The sequence below is a fragment of the Bacillus paramycoides genome (assembly GCF_038971285.1).
Taxonomy (GTDB): Bacteria; Bacillota; Bacilli; order Bacillales; family Bacillaceae_G; genus Bacillus_A.
Map to the genome: position 1 here is coordinate 4,720,599 of NZ_CP152427.1, position 26,562 is coordinate 4,747,160.

Here is a 26,562-nt window from a genome sequence, read left to right on the forward strand (position 1 = left end):
AGCGCTTTTTTCATTACACATATTTAAAATAAACTTACTCGTTATACCTTACCGGCTCATTCCGGATAATAAATAAGTGAATCGGTAAGAAAACCGAAAACGTGATTGTATGAATAATTGTAAATAATATAGAGTTCGTTCCGTACCTATCTAAAATTGCGTAGATAAGATAAATAGACAGCACAATCGATACAGCTGTTGCTATTAAATATAGAATTGGTACGAAATTAAAGATGAAACATGCGACATATATGCCGAATACTTTCCATCCTGCTTCTTCTTTCAAGAAATCTGGTAATTTGTCTTTCGCTAAATCACCCCATATCTTACTATTTAAAAAAGGAATAAATGCAAGAGCACCATCCGTTGCACCATCATTTTTCGCCATCGTATATAGTGCAAAAGCCGTTAACAAATACGCAATAACTGCCCAAATCAATACAACAAGAATAAACGCAAAACTAAGAGCAAAGAAACCTGCTAGTAAACCTTGATCTTCCATCTTATCCTCTCCTCTCTACTCTCAACATATTTCATTACTTTACAAGTTATGTTTTAAAATTCAACCAAACTCTCTGTATAATAATAGGAGTAAGATAATTAGAAAGGAGAACAACTGATGCATCCATTTGTAAAAGCACTACAAGAACATTTCATAGCTCACAAAAATCCGGAAAAAGCAGAACCGATGGCACGTTATATGAAAAATCACTTCCCGTTTCTCGGTATTCAAACTCCCGAGAGAAGACAGTTATTAAAAGACGTTATTCAAATACATACTCTCCCAGATTCAAAGGACTTCCAAGTTATCATACGTGAGCTTTGGGATTTACCAGAACGTGAATTTCAAGCGGCCGCACTTGATATTATGCAAAAATATAAAAAGCATATAAACGAAACTCATATCCCCTTCTTAGAAGAACTCATTGTCACAAAGTCTTGGTGGGATACTGTTGATAGCATCGTCCCTACCTTTTTAGGCAATATCTTTTTACAACGCCCGGAATTAATTTCTGCCTATATTCCAAAATGGATCGCATCCGACAACATATGGTTACAACGTGCCGCTATTTTGTTCCAGCTAAAATACAAACAAAAGACGGATGAAGAACTTCTTTTCTGGATTATTGGACAACTACATTCTTCAAAAGAATTTTTCATTCAAAAAGCGATTGGCTGGGTCCTTCGTGAATATGCCAAAACAAAGCCCGATGTAGTATGGGAATACGTGCAAAATAACGAGCTTGCCCCGCTTAGTAAACGTGAAGCAATTAAGCACATTAAAGAAAATTACGGAATAAATAACGAAAAAATAGGCGAGACTCTATCATAGATAGACGCGTTCCTCTATTGAGATTTAAAAAAGAACGTGTTAGAATATGTTCATTATTATTAATATAAGTAGCGATGACGGACTTATAAGTACTTGCACAAAAAGCGATTCAGGGATAGTGAAAGCCTGAAGATGCAAGGAAACGGCAGTCTCGAGCAATACGTGATAAAGTGGATGCACCTTTTGTGTATCAACTAGGGTGGAACCGCGGGCAAACGCTCGTCCCTAGGCAATTAAGCCTTGGGATGAGCGTTTTTTTATGTTTTTCAAAGCATATACCGCTCGTTTCACTAGCATCTGAGCACATCATCGCCAATACGTTAACTTTCAAAAGGAGGATTTTATTATGTATTCAATGGAACAAGTTGTAAACTTAGCGAAACATCGCGGTTTTGTTTTCCCTGGTTCTGAAATTTACGGTGGTCTTGCAAACACTTGGGATTACGGTCCACTTGGAATCGAATTAAAAAATAACGTTAAAAAAGCTTGGTGGAAAAAATTCATTCAAGAATCTCCATACAACGTTGGTTTAGACGCAGCTATTTTAATGAACCCAAAAACTTGGATTGCTTCTGGTCACGTTGGTAACTTCAACGATCCAATGATCGACTGTAAAAAATGTAAAGCGCGTCACCGTGCTGACAAATTAATTGAAGATGCATTAGATGCAAAAGGCATCGAAATGGTTGTTGACGGTCTTACTTTCGACCAAATGGCTGACTTAATGAAAGAGCATGAAGTAAAATGTCCTGATTGCGGTAGTGAAGAATTCACTGAAATCCGTCAGTTCAACTTAATGTTCAAAACATTCCAAGGTGTTACAGAGTCTAGCACAAACGAAATCTTCCTTCGTCCTGAAACAGCACAAGGTATTTTCGTAAACTTTAAAAACGTACAACGCTCTATGCGTAAAAAACTTCCATTTGGTATTGGCCAAATCGGTAAGAGCTTCCGTAACGAAATCACGCCTGGTAACTTCACATTCCGTACACGTGAATTCGAACAAATGGAACTTGAATTCTTCTGTAAGCCTGGTGAAGATTTAGAGTGGTTCGCATTCTGGCGTGAAACTTGTAAGAACTGGTTACTTTCACTTGGTATGACTGAAGAAAGCATGCGTCTTCGTGACCACGGTGAAGAAGAGTTATCTCACTACAGTAACGCAACAACTGATATTGAATTCAAATTCCCATTCGGTTGGGGCGAACTATGGGGCGTTGCATCTCGTACAGACTTCGATTTAAAACGTCACATGGAACACTCTAACGAAGACTTTAACTATATTGATCCACAAACGAATGAGCGTTATGTACCGTACTGCATCGAGCCATCTTTAGGTGCTGACCGCGTAACATTAGCATTCTTATGTGATGCATATGAAGAAGAGCAATTAGAAAACGATTCTCGTACAGTTCTTCGTTTCCACCCTGCTTTAGCACCATACAAAGCAGCGATCTTACCATTATCTAAAAAGCTATCTGAAGGTGCTACTGAAGTATTCGCAGAATTAGCTAAAGACTTCATGGTAGACTTTGATGAAACTGGTTCTATCGGTAAACGTTACCGTCGTCAAGACGAAATCGGTACACCTTTCTGTATCACTTACGACTTCGACTCAGTTGAAGACAAAGCTGTTACAGTACGTGACCGTGACACAATGGAACAAGTTCGTATGCCAATTAGCGAATTAAAAGGTTTCTTAGAGAAGAAAATCCAGTTCTAATTATAAGAAAAAGAGGCAGCTCATGAGAGCCGCCTCTTTTTTACTTTTCACGTTTTTCTTTAATTGCTACTGTACATCTTGAAATACATAATAAATCGTCATTCTCATCGATGATACGCACATCCCAAACCATCGTTGAATGTCCTCTATGTATCGGTGTTCCGATCGCTGTTACAATTCCATCTTTCTTTGAGCGAATGTGATTTGCGTTAATTTCTAGACCGAAACAGATGCATTTTTCTTGATCAATTAAATTGTATGAACCGACGCTTGCTACTGTTTCTGCTAATGCAAGAGATGCACCACCGTGTAAAAAACCAAACGGCTGATGCGTACGCTCATCAACAGGCATCGTAGCAACCACCTTATCTTCTGTCATCTCTAACAACTCAATTCCAAGTGAATCCATTAAAGTTTTTGCCATATCGTTTCCCCCTTCTCTTACTTTAATTAAATGTATAATTTTACCTATTTGTTTTCAAACTACTTATAACACTTAAATAAGGAGGTTTCACCTAAATGAAACAGAAATTTTGTATATTACTGTTTATGTTCTCCTTGCTGACTATTGTACCAAATTGTGCACTAGCAGCCAAAGCATCTAACCTGACAATCGATGTTCAGACTGTAACGCAAAAAGGTAAGAAACCTTATATAGAATATCAAATTAATAGACCTTCATTTCATAACTTTTCTGATTCTAAATTTCAAAATAAGCTCAATTTCTATTACAAAAAATCTACTGACAAATTTAAAACCAGATTAGAAAAAGACGCAAAAAAATATTATAAAGAAACCGAAGGATCTAGTACACCATTTCATCCATACGTGGCGAATGTTGATTATAAAGTCTCTTTAAATAACCCCCCTTTTCTCAGCCTATATTTGAATTACTATCAATATACAGGTGGTGCGCACGGTCTTTATACGTGGAAGGCAAACACATTTGATTTAAATGAAAAAAAGTTACTACGCTTAGATGATTTATTTCAACAAAAAGATAAATATAAAGAAGTAATACGCGCTGAGATTGTAAGACAAATTAAACAAAATGAAAGTATTTATTTTCCCGATGCGACTGAAAAGGTCATGAGCACAAAAAAGTTCCACTTCTTTTTAGAGCCGAACAATCTCGTCATTTATTTCCCTTTATATGAAATTGCGCCGTATTCAAGCGGCATTCCACAATTTCGTATTCCGTATACGTTGTTAAGAGACTATTTGAAGCCTTCTTATCAAAATATTTTAATTGACAACAAGTAAATAGTTTCGCTACGATAATGTTAACCTAAAAACAGCAGGAGGTTAACATTGTGAGGAGATTTCATGTTTTAGATTTAGCATTAGCTGCCATGTTCGTTGCTCTTATGGCCATTGGTGCAAATATTGTATCTTGGGCACCATTCTTACAAGTAGCGGGCATCCCATTATCTATGCAACCATTTTTCGCAATTTTAGCAGGGCTTCTTCTTGGAAGTAGACTTGGCGCATTATCAATGACGGTTTATATGCTTGTTGGATTAGCAGGTGCGCCAATCTTCGCTAACTTCAAAGCTGGATTTGGAGTACTCTTAGATCCTACTGGTGGTTTTATTATCGCATTTATTATCGTTGCTTACGTCTCAGGAAAACTCGTAGAACAAAAGGAAAAACCAACATTTCGTACATTTGCAATTGCTTCGTTCACAGGAATCATTTTAACTTATATTATCGGTACTACTTATATGTACGGGGCAGTTAATTTCTTCATGGGTGGTAATATGAGCTATAAAGCTGCTTGGATGATTATGATGTGGTTCGCAGTAAAAGATATTGTATTTACAATTATCGGTGCTATTATCGCACCTCGTATATATTATGCTGTACGTCGTTCCGCTTATCAGCATTCTCATTCGACAATTTCATAAAAAAAAGAGTTATCTTACTATGTTAAGATAACTCTTTTTGTTTTTTCGACAATATACGACACATATTAAAAATGATTTTTGTTATGCTAATTCAGCAAATCATATATTTTGCACATCTAATCAGAACAATGTTTTGGAGGAAAATCAGTGAATCTATCAAAAAATACACTTATTAAAGTAAGTGCCGGAGTATTATTTTTATTTTTCATACTAGGTATGAGCATTAGTTACAAATTATACGGAAATAGTGAGTTAGGGATGTCTTATACCCTTGGAAACGGCCTAGCATTTTTCTTTTTAATTCTTACTATAGTTAGTTTATGCGCGGCTTTAATCTTTATTGTTATTGGGTTAATTAAGAAAGTACGAAAATTACCAGCAAAAAAATCTTTAATAACATCTTTAATACTATTTCTAACAACAGTTATATCCGTCATCGTTCTTCTCTTTACGATAACAAAAGTAACAAATATGGAAGAGGAGTATCAAGCTCTTCAAGCCCAAAAGAAAAAAGAAGCTAATTACTTAGTTGCAGCAGCATCCTTTTATAATAATATAAACACCTTTAAATACACAGCATCTTACGTATTATCCGAGTATTCAACTACATGGTCAAGTGCAATAGATAAAAGACAGGACTTCAATAATGCACTAAGTTCTAAGAGAACAGAAATTGACGAAATGATTACAACCGTTGATACATTTTATAGCAATATGGGAAATGATTTAAAGTTAGTCTCTGAAGCTGCAAAAGAACAGCCTAATAAGTATAAAGAAACCTACGAAGAATATAAAAAAATATATGGGATTATCACTGCGCTTAACGAACAAGCCCAATCTCCAAGTGGTAGCTTAATTTCATTTAATCAAAACGTTAATGCATTGATTCAAGAATACAAAAAAGCAGCTGGAAATATTAATATCGCTATTACTGATGAAATTAAATCTAAAGCTGATGAGCTAAAGCCTATTGATCAAAAGTAAAGACACTCTCTCTAGAGTGTCTTTTTTTCTCAAAAAAAATCCCCTTTAGAGGAAGCAGTAAATACGTTCCTTACTGTTCATCCAAAAGGGGATTATATCACTATATTAAGACTCTTAATTCGCTTGTTCTTCTAAAATTTTCTTCATCATTGCAACCATGTCATCACGTAATTCTGGGTGTTGCAGGGCCATTTCGATTGTCGTTTGAACGAATCCTAGCTTTTCACCTACATCGTAGCGCTTTCCTTCGAAATCGTAAGCAAATACACGTTGGATTTCATTTAAGCTTTGGATCGCATCTGTTAACTGAATTTCACCACCAGCACCGACATGTTGCTGTTCTAAGAACATAAAGATTTCAGGCGTTAAAATGTAACGTCCCATAATCGCTAAGTTTGAAGGTGCTGTACCTTGCGCTGGCTTCTCAACGAAATTGCGAACTTGGTAACGACGACCTTCTTGTTCTAATGGATCGATAATTCCATAGCGATGTGTTTCCGACTCTGGAACAGTTTGTACACCAATAACAGAAGAAAGTGTTTTTTCATACTCATCCATTAATTGACGTAAACATGGTTTCTCAGCTTGGACAATATCATCACCTAGTAACACTGCAAACGGCTCATCGCCAATGAATTTACGTGCACACCAAACAGCATGTCCTAGCCCTTTCGGTTCTTTTTGACGGATGTAATGAATATCTACCATTTTTGAAGAAGCTTGTACTTTTTCAAGCAACTCATATTTTTTCTTCTCCAATAAGTTTTGTTCTAGTTCAAATGCGTTATCAAAATGATCTTCGATAGAACGCTTTGTTTTACCAGTAACGATAATAATATCTTCGATACCCGATTTCACTGCTTCTTCTACAATGTATTGGATCGTTGGTTTATCTACTATCGGTAACATTTCTTTCGGCATTGCTTTTGTTGCTGGTAAAAAACGTGTTCCTAATCCAGCTGCTGGGATTATCGCTTTTCTTACTTTTTTCATCACAAAATACCCTCTCTCCTGTCGGAATCAATAGCAATCATTTCCTACATAAAACAAAAGGGAGATTTCGCTCCCTTTTGTTCCTTACTACTTAAAATTACTTTGTATTATAAACGATTCATAATGTCTTCTTTAATAGTAAGTAACTTTTGTTCACTATTTTGTAAAGAACTATCTTTTACACCAAAGTAGAACTTAATCTTCGGTTCAGTTCCAGATGGACGTAGGCAGAACCATGAACCATCCTCTAATTGATATTTTAACACATTTGATTTCGGTAAGTGAATCTCTTCTTTATGTCCATCTTGTAAAGATGTAACGATGCTTGCTTTATAGTCTTCAACTGCCACGACTGTTAAGCCCGCTACTTCTTTCGGAGGATTTTCACGGAACGTTGCCATCATCTCTTGGATTTTTTCCGCTCCATCTTTTCCTTTTAACGTTAACGATACAAGGTCTTCACGGAAGAAGCCGTACTTCTCAAATACTTCTAATAGACCGTCATATAACGTTTTCCCTTGTGATTTGTAGTATGCAGCTACTTCACATGCGAATAGGACAGATTGTACTGCATCTTTATCACGGCAGAATGGGCGGATTAAATAACCATAGCTTTCCTCATAACCGAATTGGAATTCATATTGTCCGCTTTCTTCATACTGTCTAATTTTCTCACCGATAAATTTAAACCCAGTTAACGTATCAATTGTATCTAAACCGTATGCTTTCGCAATTGTACGGCCGATTTCAGACGTTACGATTGTTTTTAATACGACACCGTTCTCTGGAAGCGTTCCGTTTTCTTTCTTTTGTGATAGTAAATAATCAAGCATTAATGCACCTGTTTGGTTTCCTGTTAATACTTGGAACTCACCATTATGATTACGCACTGCTACACCAAGGCGGTCTGCGTCAGGATCTGTTGCGATTAATACATCCGCTCCTACCTTTTCTCCGTCACGAATTGCATACTCAAACGCTGCGTGCTCTTCTGGGTTCGGTGATTTTACTGTAGAGAAGTTTGGATCTGGTAACTCTTGCTCTTTTACAACTGTTACATCTGTAAATCCAACTTCTTTTAAACCACGGCGTACAGAAATATTTGATGTTCCGTGTAATGGTGTAAAGACTATTTTTAAGTCTTTGCCGGCCTTTTCCACCATTTCTTTATTAATGATGACATTGTTCAATTCTGCAGCATATGCATCATCTACTTCTTGTCCAATAATATGTAATAAACCGTCAGCTTTTAATTGCTCCACATTAGCAACCTCAACTGTTAACTCGTCTTCTACTGCGTTTACGTAGCTAATTAACTCATCAGCTTCTTTTGGAGGCAACTGCCCACCATCTTCACCATATACTTTGTAACCGTTATATTCTGGTGGATTATGGCTTGCCGTAAGAACGATTCCACTCACTGTATGTAAATGACGAACTGCGAAAGAAAGCACTGGCGTTGGACGTAAGCTTTCAAACACATATGTTGTGATACCATGTGCACCAAGTGTAGCAGCGACTTCCATTGCGAACTCAGGTGATTTATGACGAGAATCATAGGCTACAACAACACCGCGTTTTTTCGCTTCCTCACCTAACTTTTCGATAAAGCTTGCTAATCCTTTTGTTGCTTTACGAACTGTATATACGTTTAAACGGTTCGTACCAGCACCAAGTTCACCACGCATACCACCTGTGCCGAATTCTAGGTTTTTATAAAAGCTGTCCTCAATTTTCTTCTCATCTTGCTTCATATTTTCTAGCTGTTCTTTTAATTCTGCATCTAATTGTGCGTAAGAAAGCCAGCGACTAAATTCTTGTTTCCAATTCATTCTTCTCTCTCCTCTCGCTCGTCATACCTTTATTATATGAAAAAAACATGCTGTATCTCAATATTTTATAAAATCTAGCAGGATTTTACTAGGAATATTTGTATACACTATTGTTAAATACTCCACTAAAGGGAATGAGGATTATGCGCGAATGGGGCTTGTCAGAAGAGCTCAAAATACAAACAAAACAAATGATTGAAATTGCTGAAAAAGAACTATCGATTATGAGGAACGCAATCGATAAAGAAGACGAATGTATTTTATGCAAAATGGAAGATATTCATCATATGTTAGCAAATGTACAAACATTGGCAGCTACATACTATATTCAAGCGTATTTATCACCTTATACGGAAAGTTCACAGTTCATTACAACAGCTATCCAACATTTAAGCGCCCGAAAACATGGTGCTCTTATTGTTGTGGAACGAAATGAGACACTTGAATCTTGTATTCAAACTGGAACAACGTTAAACGCTCATTTAACCGCACCACTGCTCGAATCGATTTTTTATCCAGGTAACCCTCTTCATGATGGAGCCGTTCTCGTTAAAAATAATCACATTGTCTCAGCTGCCAATATTCTTCCGCTCACGAAAAGCACAGAAGTTGATCCTGAACTAGGAACACGTCACAGAGCTGCAATTGGATTATCAGAAAAAAGCGATGCCCTTATTTTAGTTGTCTCTGAAGAAACAGGTCGCACTTCATTCGCTTTAAATGGGACGTTATATACGATTTCTTTATAAAGTGAAATTACATCGGCCGGAACACCACATATATCAATAAGAGAAGGCTGTTCCAAAATATTGGAACAGCCTTCTCTTATTATCTTATTCTTCTCCGAAACGTTCAACAAGTGTTGCAAGTGTACGCACCATTGCACCTGTTGCACCAGCTGGCCCTAAATCATGCGCTCCTGATGATTCAGATGTTCCAGCGATGTCTAAGTGTACCCACGGTGTATCTTCAGCGAATTCACCTAGGAATGTACCTGCCATAACCGCATGTCCTTCGCGGCCTGGTGAGTTATTTAAATCAGCAAATTTACTGTTTCTCACGCGTTCTTTATCACGATCAAAAATCGGTAATTGCCAAATTGATTCATCTGTTTCCATAGATGCCTCTAGTACTTGCTCAAACAACTCTTCATTGTTTGTCATTGCGCCTGTTGTATGATTTCCAAGTGCAACAATTACACCACCTGTTAATGTCGCAACATCAATAAGATAGTTTGCACCTAATTTTTTCGCATACGTAATACCGTCAGCTAACGCTAGGCGACCTTCTGCATCTGTATTTAATACTTCAATTGTTTTTCCGCTCATAGATGTGATTACATCGTCTGGCTTAAATGCTGTACCACTTACAACGTTATCCGTTGATGGAATAACAGCGATCACATTTTGCTCTGGGCGAAGTTCACCGATAATTTCCATCGCACCTAATACAGCAGCTGCACCGCCCATATCACCTTTCATACCAACCATACCTTCACGTGGTTTTAAAGAATAACCGCCTGTATCGTATGTGATTCCTTTTCCAACGAATCCAATGACATCTGTCCACTCTTCTTTTCCTTTATAAATAAGAGCGATCATTTTTGGTGGTTCTACACTACCTTGGTTTACTGCAAGTAACGCACCCATACCAAGCTCTTCCATCTCTTCTTTCTCAAGAACTTTATAATCCATATCATACTTCTCCGCTAACTCAACAGCATACTCAGCAAGCTTCGTCGCTGTTAATACGTTTGGCGGCATATTTACAAGTGTACGAGCTGAATTTGTTGCATGTCCATGTACGTAGCCAACTGTTAATGCAGCTTCAATTTCTTGTGCATCTTCCGCTGTAATAGCCGTGAACTTCTCTAACTCCACACGATCCTTTTTATCTGATTTATACGTTTCTAACTCATATGTACCAAGATTTTGTACTTCTGCTGCAATGTGAGCTACATCAATCGCATCTAGTTTTTCTGTTACGAAAGAATCAAGTAAGATTGCTGCATCTTGTACTTTTGCTGCTTGTAACGTTTTAAACGCCTTACCAAGAGCCGCACGTAACGTTTCCGTCGTATAAGATTCCTTCTTACCTAAACCAACGAAATAATAACGTTTCACATCTGTTTTTCCTAAACTATGTACTTTTGAAATAGCTTTCTTCTTCGTAGAAAGTTCTTTCTCTTCTAATAAAGCTTGTAATTGTCCTTCAAACGCTTTGTCCAGTTCTTGTACAAAACTACTCGTTTTCTCTTCTTCAAATAAGGCAACGATTACCGCTTCATGGCTTCCTAATTCTTTTTGTACTTGAAACATGTTCAGACCCCCTAAATTTCTCTACTCTGCCTTTATTATAACTTTATTTTCGATAAAATGCGACAATTCTAACTTCTACTCTTATCTGTATTATAAAATAAAAAAAGTCTAGCGTACTTACCACTAGACTATCTTTGTTTTAAATATTGACCGCGGAACACTTGCATCGTTTCGTCTTGATTTAACATCGTTAACTCTTCTTCTGAAAACTTACCATTTCCAACTTTCACTACATACACATTTACTTTTTTCTTACCCCATTGGCTATAAACATCTTTCACCGTATCATAATACAGATCAAGACGGTTTCCTTTTATCGCACCGCCCTTATCAGCTACTACACCATACCCATAGCCTGGTACGAATAAAATTGTCCCAATTGGGAATACACGTAAGTCCGCTGCGATTGTGGAATATAAATCCCTTTTCGCCTTAACACCTGAATATGTAATACCATACTCCGGATGTCCCGGCCTCTTACCAGTTGACTCAATTCCTGATGTATAACCTGTTGCAGTCATTTCAATTGAACGATATTTAGACCAGTCGTTTGCCTGCTCTAAAGCATTTATCACTTCTTTACTCGGAGCAACGTTTCTTTTAACTTCTGCTGCATGTACTTCTTTTGCATTCATTCCCTCATATGTCTTTACAATCTCTAATAAAGAAACTCCTGTGAAAGCATTCCATGTTACGCATAATGCGATTGCAAGTAAACAAGTCATCATAATGCGAATACAATATCGTTTTAACATTTTTATATTCCACACTCCTTCATCGTTAATCATTCCCTATACGATGAAGGAATATGCAAAAAAATAATCCCCAAATGAATTGGAGATTAAAACATTTGATATCCGCTTTTCCGAAGTTTTTTAATGACGATTCCTGCTAGAGCAGCACCTACTAATCCAGTAGATAAAATAAACACATCCGCTTGTCCTAAATGCGATACACTTGTCCCAAATGAAGAGAATGTTTCTTTTGGCTTTGAAAAGTAATCCCACATACTCGCCTTATTAATAATAAGCATACAAACAATTGGATATACAATAACCATTACCCATGTCGCTCGCAATATCATGTTGAGTAAAAATCCAATTCCAAAAAACAAAATGAAAAATAACATCATTGAAATAAGTAGTACCGGTATACTCACTCTTTCTCCCTCTCCTTCGTATGCGCCGTAAATACGTGATAGGCTGTATAACCAAATTGCTCTCCTGGATTTAATGTTTTGTCCATTTCAAGATGTAATTTTGATTGTCTTTCTAACAAATATGTAATAAGTACAGACGTATTTGGATCGTCCGCAATCGTATCTGGATGTAGAAATGCTACTTCAGACAATTCCTTCTCCTGTACAATAATATCTTCCCCTTCAGGCTCCAAGAGGAAAATAATCATATTATCACTAATCTCATTGCGAATCACGCCCGTTCGAACACCAATGATCCCCTTCACATGAGCCACAATACCTGTCTCTTCTAACACTTCTCGTTTCACAGCTTCATCAACCGTCTCACCTTCATTTACAAAACCAGCCGGCAAAGACCATTTCCCCTTTAATCCACTGTATTTTTTCTTAACGAACAGCCACCTGCCATCTTTTGTAACTACTAAGCCACTAACAGCTAGCCATACTTTCCCTCGTTTCTCCATGATGTAATACCCTCCTCTACTAGAACGGACAGAATATTCTTTCTTTTTTTATATATTATACTATATTTTTTAAATGAAAAAAGCAGAAACAGCTCTTAGCCGTTTCTGCTTTTTCTACTATATATTAAAAGAACTTTAATTTACCTTTTTTAAGAACTAATAAAGGTCCACCTAATAAGAATAGGTAACGGTTATCGATAACTTTCTTCATGAAGGAAGCTTTCCAACCTGTTAACTTTTTGCCCATAACAACGCCCATTGCATCGTCATGTCCTAAAGAACATACAGATCCTTTATTGTCGAATACGAATTTTTTCATTTCACCTTTACCACGAACTAACACAGTTAAGTTGTGCGCAATGTTGTAACCTTGTTGAATTGCGATTTGTGCTGTTGGTGGGTATGGACGGTTAATTTCTTCGTTAATGATTAACGCTGCGTCACCAACCATGAATACATCTTCGTATCCTGGAGCGTGCATGTACTCATCAACTTTTACACGTCCGCGCATTGCTTCAAAGCCAGACTCTTCCACAATACCGTTACCACGAACACCTGCAGCCCAAACTACTGTTTCAGACTTAATTAATTCAGTGTCATCGCCATTCGCAACGATAATACCTTCTTCAGTTGCTTCTTTAATTGCTGTACCGATGCGGAATTCTACACCTTTTTTCTCAAGTTGTTTCACAGCGTATTCTACTAACGCTGGATCGAAACCTGGAAGTGCTGTTGGAGCAGCTTCTACACAGATGATGCGTGCTTTTTCACGTGGTACATTGTATTCTTTGCAAAGTTCAGGAACACGATTTGCAAGCTCACCTACGTACTCGATACCAGTAAATCCAGCACCACCAACAACGATTGTTACTAACTCATCGCGCTTTTCAGTTGCATATTTAGCGAAACTAGCTTCCATATGCTCACGAATTTCACGAGTTGCATTAATGTTAGCGATTGAGAATGCATGCTCTTTTAATCCTGTAATTCCGAATGTTTCTGATTCGAACCCAAGACCGATTACTAAGTAATCATACTCTAACTCGCCATCTTTTAAGATGATGCGTTTTTCAGCAGCTTTAATTTCTACTACCGTATCTTGTACAAAGTTCACTTTATTTGTATCAATAACGTCTTGAATATCTAGACAGATTTTTTCATCTTGTAATGTACCAGCTGCGCTCTCATGTAACCAAGTCGCTTGGTAGTGATAGCTGTTGTTGTTTACTAACGTAATTTCAGCTTCATTTACAGATAATGCTTTTTGCAGACGAACAGTCGTAATCATCCCGCCATAACCTGCACCTAAAACTACGATTTTTGGAGTCTTCACCAAATCACAACCCTTTTCTTTATATAATAGTAATAAAAAATAATACCAAGTACTAAAAACTCTATTTGTCAAGAATGTGGAATTTATCACATTCTATATCATAACAAAACGCAGTCAAAAAATCGTACGAATTTTGTCATAGAAATTTAACATAATACTTCCCTATATTAGTCGGTTTTATTCCAGAATTCAAGCGTCTGGAGAATTATCAATATTTTAAAATAACATAGCGTTTTCAAGGGTTTTTCAGCCTTTTTTTCATGTATTTTCCTTTCACCATATTTTATACAATTGAAAAAGCAGCTATGCGAAAACTTACACACAATTCAGTCGTTTCCAGAAGTATTATGAACTCAAATATGCTATCATTTATTTGAAAGTGTCATCATTTGCAGGATTTTCGTGTACATATGAACAATATATGAAATCAATATCAAAATTCCATCTATAGGGGGAATGAAAGTGGCAGAAAATCAAAAAGTTTACGACATAACAATTATTGGTGGTGGTCCAACAGGGCTGTTCACAGCATTTTATGGCGGTATGAGACAAGCAAGTGTAAAAATCATTGAAAGCTTACCTCAACTTGGAGGACAATTATCCGCACTATACCCTGAAAAATACATTTATGATGTAGCTGGATTTCCAAAAGTGCGCGCACAAGAATTAGTTGATAACTTAAAAGAGCAAATGAAGAAATTTGATCCAACCGTTTGTTTAGAAGAAGCTGTTGATACACTTGAAAAACAAGCTGACGGTATATTTAAACTTGTTACGAATAAGCAAACTCACTATTCTAAATCAGTTATTATTACTGCTGGCAATGGTGCTTTCCAACCACGCCGCTTAGAATTAGAAGGTACAGCAAAGTATGAAAAGAAAAACTTACATTATTTCGTTGATGATATGAATAAATTTGCTGGTAAGCGCGTAGTAGTATTTGGCGGTGGCGATTCAGCTGTTGATTGGACAATGATGTTAGAGCCAATCGCTGACAAAGTTACAATCGTTCATCGCCGTGATAAATTCCGTGCGCATGAACATAGCGTAGAAAGCTTAATAAATTCTCGTGCAGAAGTAAGTACACCGTACGTTCCAGTAGAACTCATTGGTGATGACAAAATTGAACAAGTTGTTCTTCAGCATGTAAAAACGGAAGAAAAAATTATCATCGATGTTGATGATGTAATCGTAAACTACGGCTTCGTTTCTTCCCTTGGTCCAATTAAAAACTGGGGCTTAGATATACAAAAAAACAGCATTCTCGTGAACTCGAAAATGGAAACAAATATTCCTGGCATTTACGCTGCTGGTGACATTTGTACATATGAAGGAAAAGTAAAACTCATTGCTTGCGGCTTCGGTGAAGCACCAACAGCAGTAAACAATGCAAAAGCTTACTTTGATCCAAACGCAAAACTTCAACCGATGCACAGCTCTAGTATGTTTTAATATAGAAATGAAAAGAACTCCTTTTACGCAAAGGAGTTCTTTTCTTATTTTGCTACCGTATCCTTCCAAAATATGTTACAATAAATAAGAACAAATGTTCTATTTAATAAGGGGGATATTTTAAGATGAAAGAACCTATTATCGTAAAAAAAGAAGCTTTCCAAGCAATCGGTGTTTCGATTACGACGACAAATGAAATAGAGGCATCTACTGAAGGAAAAATTCCCGGGCTTTGGAACCAATACTTCCAAGAACAAATCATGTATCACATCCCAAATCAACAAACGAAAGAAACATTCGCTTTCTACTCAAATTACGAATCAGATGAAACTGGTACATATCAATTTACAATCGGTATGCCCGTTTCTTCATTAGAAGACGTACCTGAAAATATGACAACTTTAACAATACCTGCTGCTACATATGCGGTATTTACAACGAGAAAGGGACCGGTTGCTGAAGTCGTTTGCGAAGCTTGGGAATATATTTGGAAATGGTCAAAAGAAAACAAACGTGCTTTTACAACAGACTTTGAGCTTTATGATGAAAAAGCAACAGATCCAGCTAACGCACAATTGGATATTTATATTGCATTAGCCTGAACGACAAAAAAGAAGATACCAAATGGTATCTTCTTTTTTGTCGTTAAATAGCCACTGTGCAAATTCCACATTATTGTCTACAATGAGAAAGTGCAGTATAGAAATATTAGAAACTGTATAAAGTGATTGTTAACAAGTTTTTTTAGTTTAAATTTGTCACATAGAAAGGAAGCAATATGGAGGAACTACAACAAAATAAATCTGCTTTAGAGGGAAGCGGAAAACCGTTATTAAAAAATACGAATTTCCTTTTTCTTTGGGCAGCTACACTCTTTTCAAGTTTTGCTTTAGCCTTTTTTACTTTTTCACAAACGTGGTACATAGCAAAAACATTAAACCTTGAGGCTTCACTCGGTGTTGTTTTCGTAGCTCTTAGTGTTCCAAGGCTTATTTTTATGATTATCGGCGGCGCTGTAGCTGATAAATTCCCGAAAAAAAACATTATGTTTTATTCTAATATTATTCGTGCGATTCTCGTCGCGACTATTCTTACATGGTTCATCGTAGGTGATGTAACACTATATACATTTGCTTTATTCGCTTTATTCTTTGGACTTGCTGATGCTTTTTTCTGGTCAGCTGATGGATCTATCTTACCTGAACTTGTAGAAAAAAGCCGTTTAACACAAGCAAACTCACTTACACAAATGACGAACCAAGCATCGGTTATTTTAGGCCCTGTACTTGGCGGTATTCTTATCAAATTTACGAACTATGAAACGATCTTTTCGATCACGATTTTATTACTGATCGTCGCAGCCATACTCGTTCAAAAAATACAATTTACGATGCCAGAGCAGCAAAATACAGACAAAAGCATGTTCACTTCTATTAAAGAAGGAATCTTATATGTAAAGGAATCACCATTCCTTTCAACTTTCCTTATTTGTAGTGCCTTTTTAAACTTATTTTTAATCGGTCCGATGCAAGTCGGTTTCCCGCTCTTCGTTAAAAATGTTCTGCACGGTGACTCGCTTCAGTTTAGTTACTTAGAAGCATCTGTAGGAGGCGGAATGGCGATAGGCGCTGTCATTGTCGGTTTAAAAAATATTAATCGTAGACGCGGTCTATTTTGCATTATCATGATGCTACTGTCTGGTGTATTCTTCTTATCCATCAACTTTAGCACCGTACTTTGGCAAGCATTATTAGCTGGCATGTTTTACGGTATTACAATCGCAATGGCAATCGTTCCGCTTATGGCGATGATTCAATCGACAGTAAAAGAAGAAATGATGGGACGCGTAATGAGTTTACTTATGCTATCATCCATGGGCTTTATTCCGCTTTCTTATGCATTCACATCAATCGCGCTTGCAATAGGAATTCCAATCGTAACCGTTATGAAAAGCGGTGCAATCGCCGTTATCGTCTTCGTACTATTTGTAGCGATTCGTGTTCCAGTTGTAAGAAAGTTTGATTAACTACTTGGAGTCATGTGTTATACGCATGACTCCTTTTTAAACGGATCAAATAACGATACTCCCTTACTTCTTCTCATAGCTGCTCCCCATTCTAATCCAACTTCTAAAAATAGATCCCGCACTGTACTATATAAAAGAGCCTTCACATTTTTACGGATTTCCCCGTACTTATACGCTCTCACAACACTCTTCACTCGCCAAATGAAGTTTCCATACACTTCTTCATCAGCTAATATTTGCTCCAGTAACACACCTTGCTCTAGTAACCCGCTCTTTTTATACGCAAGTTCCACCTTACTCCAAAATATATTAATCTTTTTCGGATTACGCGTCATCGGCACAAGTGCGTATATAAAAGGCTTCGGTATATCGTGACGGCAATACGTCTCATCAAGATCGTACGTTTCTTTTCTATTCTCTTTTATTTGTGGAATGTTTTTAGAAAAAATTGTTTCCCCCTCATGTTTTTGCTCATTTTTACTACAGCCAGCTGCATGATTCTCACTTTCACATGCGGACATTTTCATACGGTCATCCATGCGGTCAATTGCAGATATAAGAAATACATATAAGTTCGCACTATATCCGCCGCGCTTATGTCTTTCTTTTGTCGCAACACGCTTTATAATTCCTAGTTCCTCTAACTTTGCAATGGAGCGACGTACTGTACGAATACTTTTTCCAACATTCATCGCAATCGTCTCCATTAACGGACAAGCAACTCCTACTGTTTTTTGTTTCTCATTCACTGCATACTTTCCTAAAAAATGAATAATAGTAGTATCCGTTTTATTTAATTGAAATCGATAGCACTTCAAAACTTGTTTTTGGTATGTATTAAACTCTTCTTTACTTCGAAATTCACTATATGGTTTCATTAAATTATATAAGCTTCCCATTTTTATCACCTCACTTATAAATAAGAGGCAGGAAGAGAAATTGGCGTGATAGTTAATATTTTTTATTGGAGATGAAAATATGATTGTAATCAGTGCTTGTTTAGGTGGCATCGCTTGTCGGTATGATGGAAATGACAATCTCGTTTCAAAAATAGAGGAGTTATTACAAAGAGAAGATACCTTACTTGTTTGTCCTGAAGTATTAGGAGGATTGCCGACGCCTCGTCCCTCAGCTGAAATTATTGGCGGGAATGGCGATGACGTTTTGGATGGAAAAGCAAAGGTAATGACAAAAGACGGTGAAGATGTTACAGAAGCTTTCGTAAATGGTGCTTATAAAGCATTGGAACAACTGAAAGGCTTACACCCAGAATATATTATTTTAAAAGAACGTAGCCCATCTTGTGGTAGTTCTACAATTTACACTGGAGAATTTAACGGAAATAAACAGACTGGTTACGGGGTAACAACCGCTTTATTCAAAAGACATGGATTGAAAGTCATTTCAGAAGAGGATTTTGAGAATATAAAAAGGAATTGACCCTGTTCGTCAATTCCTTTTTATCTGTCTTATTTCACATTTAATTTTTCTTTCACTTTCGCAGGAAGCTCATCTTTCTTTACTTCTTCCCAAGCTGTTACACCTTTTTTATCTGAGTGATATACGCGTAAGAATGCATCTTTACGCAGATTTTTTTGAGCTGTGAATTCTAATTCTTTCTCTTTACCTTCTTTATCAAAACCAGTTAGTTTATATTCGTAATCTTTATACGGCTCACCATTATCAGCTTTACCATTATATTCTTTTCCATCTACTGTAATTTGAACGTAATACTCGTCCTTACCCATACGATTTAAATCACAGCCAACTAAAAGGCTTGCAAATACAACTAAAATACTAAAAAGTGCAATATATCTTTTCATTTCCTTCACCTCATGTGTTTTTCTTATATTGTTATCTTAAAGCTTAAGCTTTAAAGAAGAAATTCAAAAACATGACATGAACATTACACTTTTGTAAGATAATAATTATTTCTTCACTTTAGAAATCGTCATTCCGTCACCAATTGGAATGACGGTTTCTAAACTTAAATGCGTTGCTATTACTTCGTTATAAAAAGCCTTAAGGGAAATGAATTAATCATCCCCCTTAAGGCTTTTTATCCTCCATCTCTTTACTGCTACTTTTTTATGTACCTATTACCGCCAATAACGTCTTTCACGCCAGTTTTGCCACTTATCATGGATTTTATCACGTAATTTCCTTATACCGTTTATTACACCTTCTATTATGCATTCTATTATAATATCTATCACAAGGTATCTTATAAATCTAAGAATAGGACCTATAATGTACTTCAATATAAATTCAAAAATATTTTCCAGCATATATCCCCTCTTTCTGCCCCTCAATTATAACTCGAAAAAAGAGAACTTTAAAAGAAGCTCAAATAAAGTGAAACTTTAATCAGTGGGGGTTTTGTTCATCCCCACTGATTATCAGCCCTCACCAATCGGACGTTTACGGACAGTTGATCTCCCACCTAACTTCTTTGCTCCAACTGCATTTTGAGGTGGGAGTTTTACTGTCCGTTAACGCGGGATAAATAACAATGCATGAGTTGAGCAACTTAAAGCTACTTCAGCAGCTATTTTTGTACCAACTGGTAGTTTCGTCTTCAATACGTGAAAAGGGATTTCTAAATGATGAATTGAATATATATTTATTGTTTTCTAGCTTTTGAGGGGAGAAATAATATGAATCCTATTTTATTAGATGTTCCGTTACAAATAGAAACAGACAGACTCATCCTTCGAGCACCACTTCAAGCTGGTGAAGGGGATGTAGTACACGCAGCTATTAAAGATTCCATTAATGAATTAAAGCAATGGTTGCTTTTATTCCAGTCAACTCCTACTGTTGAAGAAACGGAAATTCTCCTGAGAAATGCACATATAGATTTTTTGAAAAGAGAAAGCTTTCGCTATCTTATCTACCATAAGGAGACGAAGGATTTTATCGGAACTGCTAGCCTTCACAGAATTGATTGGAAGGTTGCTAAATGTGAAGTTGGATACTGGATTAACACGCAATTTAGTGGCAATGGATATATGACAGAAGTAGTAAGTGCGTTAATAAACCTTGGATTTCAGTTATTCAAATTTAGAAGGATTGAAATACGATGTGAACGTAATAACACGAAAAGTCATGCAATTCCTGAAAAATTAGGTTTTGAGCTTGAAGGGATATTACGTAATGAAGATCTTTCAGCTGACGGCAAACAACTAACTGATACTTGCATCTATGCAAAGATAAAGTAAAACTTTAATGAGCCCTTACTAATTGGACTTTCACGGCAAAAGAAAAGACCTCCTTAACGATTTTATTTCATCGCTAAAAAGGTCTTTCTCTATTTCTGCTAAAAGCTTAGCACTCTTCTGGCTTACCAGCATTCGTCGCCGTACGGAAAGATGATCCACATCCGCATGATGCGATTGCGTTCGGATTATCAATTGTGAATCCGCCGCCAAGCATAGATTGTTTATAATCAATTTTTACTCCTTTAACAATTGGAGCACTTTCTTTATCGATAACAAATTCGACACCGAAAAACTCAAGAACTGTGTCGTCTTCTTTTGGTTCTACTTCAAATCCTAAGCCGTAAGAAAGACCACTACATCCGCCGCCATGTACAGCAAGGCGCACGTACTTCTCTCCATCTTCAGCATCTTTTAACATATCTTTAATTTGAAAAGCTGCTTGTTCTGTAACTTCAATCATGAAATACACCATCCTTTCTGTTCTCATTCTATTATACATCTTTACGCTTCTATCTTGTACTCATATACTCCGCGGCAAATTACTTCCGCTGGTCCTTTCATTAACACATTGCCTTCTTCTGTCCATGCAATCATCAAATCGCCGCCTGCTAAATGAACTGTAATTTCCTTACCACGTTCCATTTTTCCATTTAAAATAGAGGCTACAACTGCAGCACACGCCCCTGTTCCGCAAGCTTGTGTTACACCAGATCCACGTTCCCAAACGCGGAAGTTCATCTCTTCCTCATTCAAAATTTCGATGAATTCAACATTTACTCGCTCTGGGAACATTTCATGTGTCTCAAGGACTGGCCCAAGTGTTGTAAGAGGTGCTTGTTCTACATCATCCACAAAAATAACCGCATGCGGATTTCCCATTGAAACAGCTGTAAATGCATAACGATGATTATTGTATAAGAAGTTTTCACGAATAAATGGTGTTTCTCCTTCACCAAGCATCGGTATTTCTTCACGCGTTAAACGCGGTGCTCCCATATCGATTTTCGCTAATGTAACTTTCCCTTCTTCTACCGTTACTTCCGCCGTTACAATGCCAGCTAACGTTTCAATTGTGAAAACTGTATCTTCTACTAGTTTATGCTCATACGCATATTTCGCTACGCAGCGTAAACCGTTACCACAGCTCTTTCCTTCTGAACCGTCGTTATTAAACATGCGCATTTTCACCGGCGCTACGTCAGATGGACAAATTAAAATCATTCCATCTGCTCCAATACCAGTATTAATATTTGAAACCTTTTCCGCCACAAGAGCTAAATCTTCTTCAGGGATTTGTTCTTCAAACATATTTACATATATATAACTATTGCCAAGACCATGCATTTTTGTAAAAGAAAATTGGCTCATTTGTATTCACTCCAAAAATAATTTGTTTTTTTAAGTATAAAATGCACGCTTTTAGAACACAATATGAATGTCCCCCGTTTCTCATATTTGACAACATTTGGCGATGAGCCATTCTTGCGCAAATTGTGTAAGAAAAAAGCCCTTCTAAAAGGGCCTTTTTTTATTTATATACAATGTTATCCTCTCCTGCGAAAGAAGGTTTTATCTAATAAAGAAAGAAAAAGGTGCTGCCGATTGCAACACCTTAAAACATTGGATTTTCATCTAAATACTCATATACATTATTAACAAGTTCTTCTACTGTAGCACCTTGTACTACTTCACCATTTACAAGTGCAAACGGTCCTTCAAAACAAATGCCACAATATCCTAAACAACCATACTCCATTACATCTAAATTCGGATCTTTTTCTAATTTCTCTAAAGCTGCTTGTGAACCACTTGCAAGGTTACCTACACAAAATTCAATTAATGGTTTAATCAAAATTCTCCCCCCCTGTACTACAAAACAAATTACTTTCTGACTTCATCTATAAGAAAAAAACTAAGCTGTTTCTTGTTGTTTTCATTACACCTTCTAAACTATTTAGTTACTTCATTATTTCACTTCAAAATAGATGATTCCTTCTATATAACATGCTATTTGCGATGAAATGGTAACTAAATAAGGAAGACAGTTTACTCTACTTTTCTTCTTATTGTACAACAGAGTATTCATTCATGCATTGTTATTTGTTCACAAATTCGATATAATTTGATTGAGTAAAGTCAAAATATTTTATTAATATAAAATTTTATGATTAGGGGATATTTCAACAGAAAAGGGGTAATCCATCATGAAACACCTCGTAATATTAGGTGGCGGCTACGGTGGAATGAGAATTCTGCAGCGGCTACTTCCAAGCAACCAACTTCCAGATGATGTACAAGTGACATTAATCGACAAAGTACCATATCATTGTTTCAAAACTGAATATTATGCATTAGTTGCGGGTACTATTTCAGAAACGCATATTCGTATACCGTTTCCTGAACACCCACGCCTCAATATTCAATACGGCACAGTAACAAATATTGATCTCGAAGAAAAAGCTGTTCATCTCGATGACGGCGAAGCAATCCAATATGATGATTTAATTATCGGTCTTGGCTGTGAGGATAAATATCATAACGTTCCTGGGGCGAAGGAATATACGCATAGCCTACAATCGATTGAACAAACACGTAAGACATATGAAAAATTAAATAGTCTAGAACCAAATGCAACAGTAGCTGTTGTTGGTGCTGGATTAAGCGGTGTTGAAGTTGCAAGTGAGCTTCGCGAGAGTCGTTCTGATTTAAAAATCTACTTATTTGATCGAAAAGATAGAATTCTATTCCCATATCCAGAGAAGTTAAGTAGATATGTAGAAGAATGGTTCGTAAAACATAAAGTTACTATTATACGAAACTCTAACATTACAAAAGTAGAGCCAAATATTGTGTACAACCACGATGAGCCACTTGAATGTGATGCAATCGTCTGGACAGCTGGTATTCAAGCAAATGAAGTTGTTCGAAACCTTCCAGTTGAACAAGATGGTAGCGGACGGGTTGTTTTAACGAAATATCACAATATTCCAAATAATGAGCACGTTTATGTTGTAGGAGATTGCGCAGCACTTCCACACGCACCATCTGCACAACTTGCTGAAGGTCAAGGAGAACAAATTGTCCAAATATTATTGAAGCGTTGGAATAATGAAACACTTCCTGACGAACTACCTGTAATTAAATTAAAAGGTGTTCTTGGCTCCCTTGGTAAGAAGCACGGCTTCGGTTTACTAGCAAACCAACCATTAATGGGACGTGTACCGAGATTATTAAAGTCCGGTATCCTCTGGATGTACAAATATCATAACGGTTAATACTTTATAGGCTGTCTCTAAGTAGGCAGCCTCTTTTATTCGTTAAAATATAATTATCAGACACATCTTTCTCAATATAAATAATGATTTATTTTTCATTTTTATATTAAAAACTATCGATAAAGAGTGTATGCTATTTATAAGTTGTTTTATTTCCTTTAAGACCGAAGTCATTCGGTCTTATTTTTTGTGTTGTAAATACTTTTACAGGAGGCATTCCATTTCACTTATGAACTCAATGAAACTAAACGATCGAATAGAAGCGAAGAAGAAAGAATTGATCCATCTCGTTGAACAATATGGATTCACTCATGATAAAGTAATTTCTTTCAGCCAAGAATTAGATCGTTTACTTAACTTATTAATAGAACTCAAAACGAAGAAAAAACGTTGCTCTTTATAACCGTTACCTTCTCTTTTTTGATACGATATAAATAGAATCAGAAAGGAGACATTTATGTTTATATTAAAAAACGTTACATATAAAGATATACTACACATTCCTTATTTACAGATTCAAAAAGAAAAAATCACATGTATTATCGGTGAGAGTGGGAGCGGAAAAAGTACATTGCTTCGCATGCTAAATGATTTGCAATCTCCAACATCCGGTACAATTGAATATAACGGAAAACTGATTTCTAATTATCCTCCTATTCAATTACGACGTGACGTAGTCATGCTTGGGCAAACGCCACCTATTTTTGATGGAACGATTAAAGACAATCTATTAATGGGACTTCGTTTTTCTGAAAAACCATTTCCAAATGATGATGCCCTGCGAAGTGCATTAACGACTGTTAGCTTAGAAAAAAATTTAGAAGACAACGCTGATTCATTATCAGGCGGGGAAAAACAACGACTTGCTTTTGCACGTATCGTACTTATGGATCCACCTGTTTATTTATTAGATGAACCAACATCGGCGCTAGATAGCGATACAGAACGCCGTGTTATGAAACAATTTACTATGCTAGCAAGAGAAAAGAACAAAACAGTTATCTTCATCACACACTCACAACAGCTTCCAGAAGAAATTGCAGACGATATTATTGAGATTAGCAAAGCAAACGGTGCAACTAGAAAGGAAGTGCTCTCAGTTGAAGGGCGTTATTGAACTCCAAATTTGGCAACTTGCCGCTGCATATATTTTCATTCTTATTTTAATTGGACTTGTAAAATTAAAAGGAATACCGCGCGAAAAACAAATTGCGCTCGCAACATTCCGTATGACGATTCAGCTCGTACTTGTTGCATATGTCCTTACATACGTATTTGAAAATAGCAATCCATTTTATACCATTGCTCTTATTACTTCTATTACTACCTTTGCAATTTTTAATATTTATAAACGAGTCAACATCCCAATGTCAAAAGATTTAAAACGAGTAGCCGCGCTTTCCATGGTTGCGGGATCAATTGGACCACTTCTACTATTTATCTTTGTTATTATCGGGCATGACCCGTGGTATGCACCGCAATATATCGTTCCCATTACCGGAATGTTAGTTGGCAATGCGATGACAGGTGTTTCTCTCGGTGCAAATACGTTCTTAAACAATATGAAATCACAAAGAGGTCAAATTGAAGGAGCACTTATGCTCGGCGCAACACCGAAAGAAGCCGCTGCTCCGATCATACGCGACGCTTTTGACTCTGCTATTTTACCAACAATCAATTCTATGGTCGGAATGGGGATTATAAGCTTACCAGGCATGATGACAGGACAAATCTTATCTGGTGTATCACCGTTCACAGCTATTCAATATCAAATTGCCATCATACTTGGTATCTCAGGCAGTACCGCTTTCGCTGTCATTATCTTCTTACAACTTGGATATAAAACATTCTTTAATAAACGGTGTCAGTTGAAAGAGATCGACTATGGCGCGCGGTAAATGTTTCACTTTTCATGGTAAATGAAATTATATCGACTCACCGACAAAAAATGACAATAAAAAAGAGGAGGCTACTCGCCTCCTCTTTTTACTTACGCCTTCTTAACAAATTGTGATTTTAACTTCATAGCGCCGAAACCATCGATTTTGCAATCAATATCGTGATCGCCATCAACTAGACGGATACTCTTTACTTTCGTACCGATCTTCACAACTGAAGAAGTTCCTTTTACTTTTAAATCTTTAATAACAGTAACAGCATCGCCGTCTTGAAGAACGTTTCCGTTCGCATCTTTTACAACTTTCGCACCATCATTATTTTCAGCTTCTGCTTCTTGGTCCCACTCATGAGCACATTCTGGACATACAAAAAGAACGCCATCCTCATACGTATATTCTGAATTACATTTTGGACAATTTGGTAAAGTAGCCATAAATTCATTTCCTCCGTTCATTATTTATACGTAAAAATCAAAATTGATGTTTACATCTCGATAAATAAAATTTGTACAGCATTTCTTTATAGTGCCATAGTCTCACGTTATTGACAAGCCTACCTCAAATTCTCATTTTTTATTGTATTTTACAAAATTTCAATTCGTATG

General features: G+C 36.7%; 32 protein-coding genes. 15 read left to right on the forward strand and 17 right to left on the reverse strand.

Going from position 1 to position 26,562, the window contains the following annotated elements:
- Positions 1-34 precede the first annotated feature (34 nt).
- Complete coding sequence (locus AAG068_RS24640; RefSeq protein WP_166704701.1) at positions 35-502, reverse strand: hypothetical protein; 468 nt, start codon at positions 500-502, stop codon at positions 35-37.
- Between the two features lie 117 nt (positions 503-619).
- On the opposite strand from AAG068_RS24640, the gene AAG068_RS24645 reads away from it, so the two are divergent.
- The gene (locus tag AAG068_RS24645; protein ID WP_342716158.1) at positions 620-1,333 is read left to right on the forward strand and encodes a DNA alkylation repair protein; all 714 of its coding nucleotides are present in this window, start codon (positions 620-622) and stop codon (positions 1,331-1,333) included.
- Positions 1,334-1,679: 346 nt separating this feature from the next.
- On the forward strand, positions 1,680-3,056 hold the full coding sequence (locus tag AAG068_RS24650; RefSeq protein WP_000287154.1) for a glycine--tRNA ligase: 1,377 nt from the start codon (positions 1,680-1,682) through the stop codon (positions 3,054-3,056).
- Between the two features lie 40 nt (positions 3,057-3,096).
- On the opposite strand, the gene AAG068_RS24655 is transcribed toward AAG068_RS24650, so the two are convergent.
- On the reverse strand, positions 3,097-3,480 hold the full coding sequence (locus AAG068_RS24655; RefSeq protein ID WP_001140606.1) for a hotdog fold thioesterase: 384 nt from the start codon (positions 3,478-3,480) through the stop codon (positions 3,097-3,099).
- 95 nt (positions 3,481-3,575) lie between these two features.
- On the opposite strand from AAG068_RS24655, the gene AAG068_RS24660 reads away from it, so the two are divergent.
- The 3 genes from AAG068_RS24660 (at position 3,576) to AAG068_RS24670 (ending at position 5,947) form a co-directional block, all read left to right on the forward strand.
- Positions 3,576-4,319: a DUF3298 and DUF4163 domain-containing protein gene (locus AAG068_RS24660; protein WP_342716159.1), complete on the forward strand. Its 744-nt coding sequence runs from the start codon at positions 3,576-3,578 to the stop codon at positions 4,317-4,319.
- A 50-nt stretch (positions 4,320-4,369) separates the two neighbouring features.
- A complete protein-coding gene (locus tag AAG068_RS24665) occupies positions 4,370-4,963 on the forward strand; it encodes a biotin transporter BioY (RefSeq protein WP_342716160.1) in 594 nt (197 codons plus the stop codon).
- Between the two features lie 147 nt (positions 4,964-5,110).
- Positions 5,111-5,947: a hypothetical protein gene (locus tag AAG068_RS24670; protein WP_342716161.1), complete on the forward strand. Its 837-nt coding sequence runs from the start codon at positions 5,111-5,113 to the stop codon at positions 5,945-5,947.
- Positions 5,948-6,061: 114 nt separating this feature from the next.
- Here the strand turns inward: AAG068_RS24670 and galU are convergent, their stop codons facing one another.
- Both galU and AAG068_RS24680 read right to left on the reverse strand, forming a co-directional pair.
- A complete protein-coding gene (gene galU / locus AAG068_RS24675; protein ID WP_097999599.1) occupies positions 6,062-6,940 on the reverse strand; it encodes a UTP--glucose-1-phosphate uridylyltransferase GalU in 879 nt (292 codons plus the stop codon).
- Between the two features lie 107 nt (positions 6,941-7,047).
- Entirely contained in the window at positions 7,048-8,772 is a 1,725-nt protein-coding gene (locus AAG068_RS24680) for a phospho-sugar mutase (RefSeq protein WP_306186888.1), read from the reverse strand.
- 143 nt (positions 8,773-8,915) lie between these two features.
- Between AAG068_RS24680 and cdaS the strand changes: the two genes are divergently transcribed.
- A complete protein-coding gene (gene cdaS / locus AAG068_RS24685) occupies positions 8,916-9,521 on the forward strand; it encodes a sporulation-specific diadenylate cyclase CdaS (RefSeq protein ID WP_342716162.1) in 606 nt (201 codons plus the stop codon).
- A gap of 84 nt (positions 9,522-9,605) precedes the next feature.
- On the opposite strand, the gene pepA is transcribed toward cdaS, so the two are convergent.
- The 5 genes from pepA to AAG068_RS24710 all read right to left on the reverse strand — a co-directional run bounded on the left by pepA (position 9,606) and on the right by AAG068_RS24710 (position 14,085).
- Positions 9,606-11,090: a cytosol aminopeptidase gene (gene pepA, locus AAG068_RS24690; protein WP_342716163.1), complete on the reverse strand. Its 1,485-nt coding sequence runs from the start codon at positions 11,088-11,090 to the stop codon at positions 9,606-9,608.
- A 128-nt stretch (positions 11,091-11,218) separates the two neighbouring features.
- Positions 11,219-11,845 (reverse strand): 3D domain-containing protein, encoded by a 627-nt coding sequence (locus AAG068_RS24695; protein ID WP_342719807.1) that lies wholly within the window; start codon positions 11,843-11,845, stop codon positions 11,219-11,221.
- Between the two features lie 86 nt (positions 11,846-11,931).
- Complete coding sequence (locus tag AAG068_RS24700; protein ID WP_000027015.1) at positions 11,932-12,249, reverse strand: YuiB family protein; 318 nt, start codon at positions 12,247-12,249, stop codon at positions 11,932-11,934.
- Entirely contained in the window at positions 12,246-12,752 is a 507-nt protein-coding gene (locus AAG068_RS24705; protein WP_342716164.1) for an NUDIX hydrolase, read from the reverse strand. The genes AAG068_RS24700 and AAG068_RS24705 overlap by 4 nt, the downstream gene beginning before the upstream one ends.
- Positions 12,753-12,876: 124 nt before the next feature.
- Complete coding sequence (locus tag AAG068_RS24710) at positions 12,877-14,085, reverse strand: NAD(P)/FAD-dependent oxidoreductase (RefSeq protein ID WP_142337708.1); 1,209 nt, start codon at positions 14,083-14,085, stop codon at positions 12,877-12,879.
- Between the two features lie 462 nt (positions 14,086-14,547).
- Between AAG068_RS24710 and AAG068_RS24715 the strand changes: the two genes are divergently transcribed.
- From AAG068_RS24715 to AAG068_RS24725, 3 genes are all read left to right on the forward strand, one after another.
- On the forward strand, positions 14,548-15,537 hold the full coding sequence (locus AAG068_RS24715) for an NAD(P)/FAD-dependent oxidoreductase (protein ID WP_144615325.1): 990 nt from the start codon (positions 14,548-14,550) through the stop codon (positions 15,535-15,537).
- Positions 15,538-15,662: 125 nt separating this feature from the next.
- Positions 15,663-16,139 (forward strand): GyrI-like domain-containing protein, encoded by a 477-nt coding sequence (locus tag AAG068_RS24720; RefSeq protein ID WP_342716165.1) that lies wholly within the window; start codon positions 15,663-15,665, stop codon positions 16,137-16,139.
- 176 nt (positions 16,140-16,315) lie between these two features.
- The gene (locus AAG068_RS24725) at positions 16,316-17,563 is read left to right on the forward strand and encodes an MFS transporter (protein ID WP_263697951.1); all 1,248 of its coding nucleotides are present in this window, start codon (positions 16,316-16,318) and stop codon (positions 17,561-17,563) included.
- A gap of 17 nt (positions 17,564-17,580) precedes the next feature.
- Here the strand turns inward: AAG068_RS24725 and AAG068_RS24730 are convergent, their stop codons facing one another.
- The gene (locus tag AAG068_RS24730; protein WP_342716166.1) at positions 17,581-18,462 is read right to left on the reverse strand and encodes a helix-turn-helix domain-containing protein; all 882 of its coding nucleotides are present in this window, start codon (positions 18,460-18,462) and stop codon (positions 17,581-17,583) included.
- Positions 18,463-18,541: 79 nt separating this feature from the next.
- Between AAG068_RS24730 and AAG068_RS24735 the strand changes: the two genes are divergently transcribed.
- On the forward strand, positions 18,542-19,003 hold the full coding sequence (locus AAG068_RS24735; RefSeq protein ID WP_342716167.1) for a DUF523 domain-containing protein: 462 nt from the start codon (positions 18,542-18,544) through the stop codon (positions 19,001-19,003).
- 29 nt (positions 19,004-19,032) lie between these two features.
- On the opposite strand, the gene AAG068_RS24740 is transcribed toward AAG068_RS24735, so the two are convergent.
- The 3 genes from AAG068_RS24740 to AAG068_RS24750 all read right to left on the reverse strand — a co-directional run bounded on the left by AAG068_RS24740 (position 19,033) and on the right by AAG068_RS24750 (position 19,851).
- Positions 19,033-19,386, reverse strand: coding sequence for a YxeA family protein (locus AAG068_RS24740; RefSeq protein ID WP_342716168.1), 354 nt, complete (start codon positions 19,384-19,386; stop codon positions 19,033-19,035).
- A gap of 105 nt (positions 19,387-19,491) precedes the next feature.
- Complete coding sequence (locus tag AAG068_RS24745; protein ID WP_342719808.1) at positions 19,492-19,596, reverse strand: methyltransferase; 105 nt, start codon at positions 19,594-19,596, stop codon at positions 19,492-19,494.
- Between the two features lie 66 nt (positions 19,597-19,662).
- Positions 19,663-19,851 (reverse strand): hypothetical protein, encoded by a 189-nt coding sequence (locus AAG068_RS24750; protein ID WP_342716169.1) that lies wholly within the window; start codon positions 19,849-19,851, stop codon positions 19,663-19,665.
- 369 nt (positions 19,852-20,220) lie between these two features.
- On the opposite strand from AAG068_RS24750, the gene AAG068_RS24755 reads away from it, so the two are divergent.
- Positions 20,221-20,784, forward strand: coding sequence for a GNAT family N-acetyltransferase (locus AAG068_RS24755; RefSeq protein ID WP_342716170.1), 564 nt, complete (start codon positions 20,221-20,223; stop codon positions 20,782-20,784).
- 106 nt (positions 20,785-20,890) lie between these two features.
- Here AAG068_RS24755 and AAG068_RS24760 read toward each other — a convergent pair whose 3' ends face one another.
- The 3 genes from AAG068_RS24760 to AAG068_RS24770 all read right to left on the reverse strand — a co-directional run bounded on the left by AAG068_RS24760 (position 20,891) and on the right by AAG068_RS24770 (position 22,636).
- Positions 20,891-21,244, reverse strand: coding sequence for a HesB/IscA family protein (locus AAG068_RS24760; RefSeq protein ID WP_000573822.1), 354 nt, complete (start codon positions 21,242-21,244; stop codon positions 20,891-20,893).
- A 41-nt stretch (positions 21,245-21,285) separates the two neighbouring features.
- A complete protein-coding gene (gene dapF, locus AAG068_RS24765; protein WP_048528380.1) occupies positions 21,286-22,152 on the reverse strand; it encodes a diaminopimelate epimerase in 867 nt (288 codons plus the stop codon).
- A gap of 244 nt (positions 22,153-22,396) precedes the next feature.
- Positions 22,397-22,636 (reverse strand): YuzB family protein, encoded by a 240-nt coding sequence (locus AAG068_RS24770; protein WP_000595026.1) that lies wholly within the window; start codon positions 22,634-22,636, stop codon positions 22,397-22,399.
- Between the two features lie 352 nt (positions 22,637-22,988).
- On the opposite strand from AAG068_RS24770, the gene AAG068_RS24775 reads away from it, so the two are divergent.
- The 4 genes from AAG068_RS24775 (at position 22,989) to AAG068_RS24790 (ending at position 25,957) form a co-directional block, all read left to right on the forward strand.
- Positions 22,989-24,059 (forward strand): NAD(P)/FAD-dependent oxidoreductase, encoded by a 1,071-nt coding sequence (locus AAG068_RS24775; RefSeq protein ID WP_342716172.1) that lies wholly within the window; start codon positions 22,989-22,991, stop codon positions 24,057-24,059.
- 229 nt (positions 24,060-24,288) lie between these two features.
- Positions 24,289-24,462 carry an aspartyl-phosphate phosphatase Spo0E family protein gene (locus tag AAG068_RS24780; RefSeq protein WP_342716173.1) on the forward strand — a complete coding sequence of 58 codons (174 nt, stop codon included), beginning with the start codon at positions 24,289-24,291 and terminating at the stop codon, positions 24,460-24,462.
- A gap of 54 nt (positions 24,463-24,516) precedes the next feature.
- Complete coding sequence (locus AAG068_RS24785; protein WP_342716174.1) at positions 24,517-25,176, forward strand: ABC transporter ATP-binding protein; 660 nt, start codon at positions 24,517-24,519, stop codon at positions 25,174-25,176.
- Entirely contained in the window at positions 25,160-25,957 is a 798-nt protein-coding gene (locus AAG068_RS24790; RefSeq protein ID WP_342719809.1) for an ABC transporter permease, read from the forward strand. Before AAG068_RS24785 ends, AAG068_RS24790 begins: the two co-directional genes overlap by 17 nt.
- 92 nt (positions 25,958-26,049) lie before the next feature.
- Here AAG068_RS24790 and phnA read toward each other — a convergent pair whose 3' ends face one another.
- On the reverse strand, positions 26,050-26,391 hold the full coding sequence (gene phnA, locus AAG068_RS24795; RefSeq protein WP_098381952.1) for an alkylphosphonate utilization operon protein PhnA: 342 nt from the start codon (positions 26,389-26,391) through the stop codon (positions 26,050-26,052).
- Positions 26,392-26,562 lie beyond the last annotated feature (171 nt).

Coding starts and splice junctions, on each gene's coding strand:
- AAG068_RS24705 (WP_342716164.1), bottom strand. CDS start 12,752: ATGGAGAAACGAGGGAAAGTATGGCTAGCTGTTAGTGGCTTAGTAGTT.
- AAG068_RS24740 (WP_342716168.1), bottom strand. CDS start 19,386: ATGAAAAGATATATTGCACTTTTTAGTATTTTAGTTGTATTTGCAAGC.
- AAG068_RS24660 (WP_342716159.1), top strand. CDS start 3,576: ATGAAACAGAAATTTTGTATATTACTGTTTATGTTCTCCTTGCTGACT.
- AAG068_RS24780 (WP_342716173.1), top strand. CDS start 24,289: ATGAACTCAATGAAACTAAACGATCGAATAGAAGCGAAGAAGAAAGAA.
- phnA (WP_098381952.1), bottom strand. CDS start 26,391: ATGGCTACTTTACCAAATTGTCCAAAATGTAATTCAGAATATACGTAT.
- AAG068_RS24680 (WP_306186888.1), bottom strand. CDS start 8,772: ATGAATTGGAAACAAGAATTTAGTCGCTGGCTTTCTTACGCACAATTA.
- AAG068_RS24695 (WP_342719807.1), bottom strand. CDS start 11,845: ATGTTAAAACGATATTGTATTCGCATTATGATGACTTGTTTACTTGCA.
- AAG068_RS24755 (WP_342716170.1), top strand. CDS start 20,221: ATGAATCCTATTTTATTAGATGTTCCGTTACAAATAGAAACAGACAGA.
- AAG068_RS24645 (WP_342716158.1), top strand. CDS start 620: ATGCATCCATTTGTAAAAGCACTACAAGAACATTTCATAGCTCACAAA.
- AAG068_RS24720 (WP_342716165.1), top strand. CDS start 15,663: ATGAAAGAACCTATTATCGTAAAAAAAGAAGCTTTCCAAGCAATCGGT.
- AAG068_RS24640 (WP_166704701.1), bottom strand. CDS start 502: ATGGAAGATCAAGGTTTACTAGCAGGTTTCTTTGCTCTTAGTTTTGCG.
- AAG068_RS24725 (WP_263697951.1), top strand. CDS start 16,316: ATGGAGGAACTACAACAAAATAAATCTGCTTTAGAGGGAAGCGGAAAA.
- AAG068_RS24750 (WP_342716169.1), bottom strand. CDS start 19,851: ATGCTGGAAAATATTTTTGAATTTATATTGAAGTACATTATAGGTCCT.
- AAG068_RS24650 (WP_000287154.1), top strand. CDS start 1,680: ATGTATTCAATGGAACAAGTTGTAAACTTAGCGAAACATCGCGGTTTT.
- dapF (WP_048528380.1), bottom strand. CDS start 22,152: ATGAGCCAATTTTCTTTTACAAAAATGCATGGTCTTGGCAATAGTTAT.
- AAG068_RS24785 (WP_342716174.1), top strand. CDS start 24,517: ATGTTTATATTAAAAAACGTTACATATAAAGATATACTACACATTCCT.
- AAG068_RS24760 (WP_000573822.1), bottom strand. CDS start 21,244: ATGATTGAAGTTACAGAACAAGCAGCTTTTCAAATTAAAGATATGTTA.
- cdaS (WP_342716162.1), top strand. CDS start 8,916: ATGCGCGAATGGGGCTTGTCAGAAGAGCTCAAAATACAAACAAAACAA.
- AAG068_RS24655 (WP_001140606.1), bottom strand. CDS start 3,480: ATGGCAAAAACTTTAATGGATTCACTTGGAATTGAGTTGTTAGAGATG.
- galU (WP_097999599.1), bottom strand. CDS start 6,940: ATGAAAAAAGTAAGAAAAGCGATAATCCCAGCAGCTGGATTAGGAACA.
- AAG068_RS24775 (WP_342716172.1), top strand. CDS start 22,989: ATGAAACACCTCGTAATATTAGGTGGCGGCTACGGTGGAATGAGAATT.
- pepA (WP_342716163.1), bottom strand. CDS start 11,090: ATGTTTCAAGTACAAAAAGAATTAGGAAGCCATGAAGCGGTAATCGTT.
- AAG068_RS24730 (WP_342716166.1), bottom strand. CDS start 18,462: ATGGGAAGCTTATATAATTTAATGAAACCATATAGTGAATTTCGAAGT.
- AAG068_RS24735 (WP_342716167.1), top strand. CDS start 18,542: ATGATTGTAATCAGTGCTTGTTTAGGTGGCATCGCTTGTCGGTATGAT.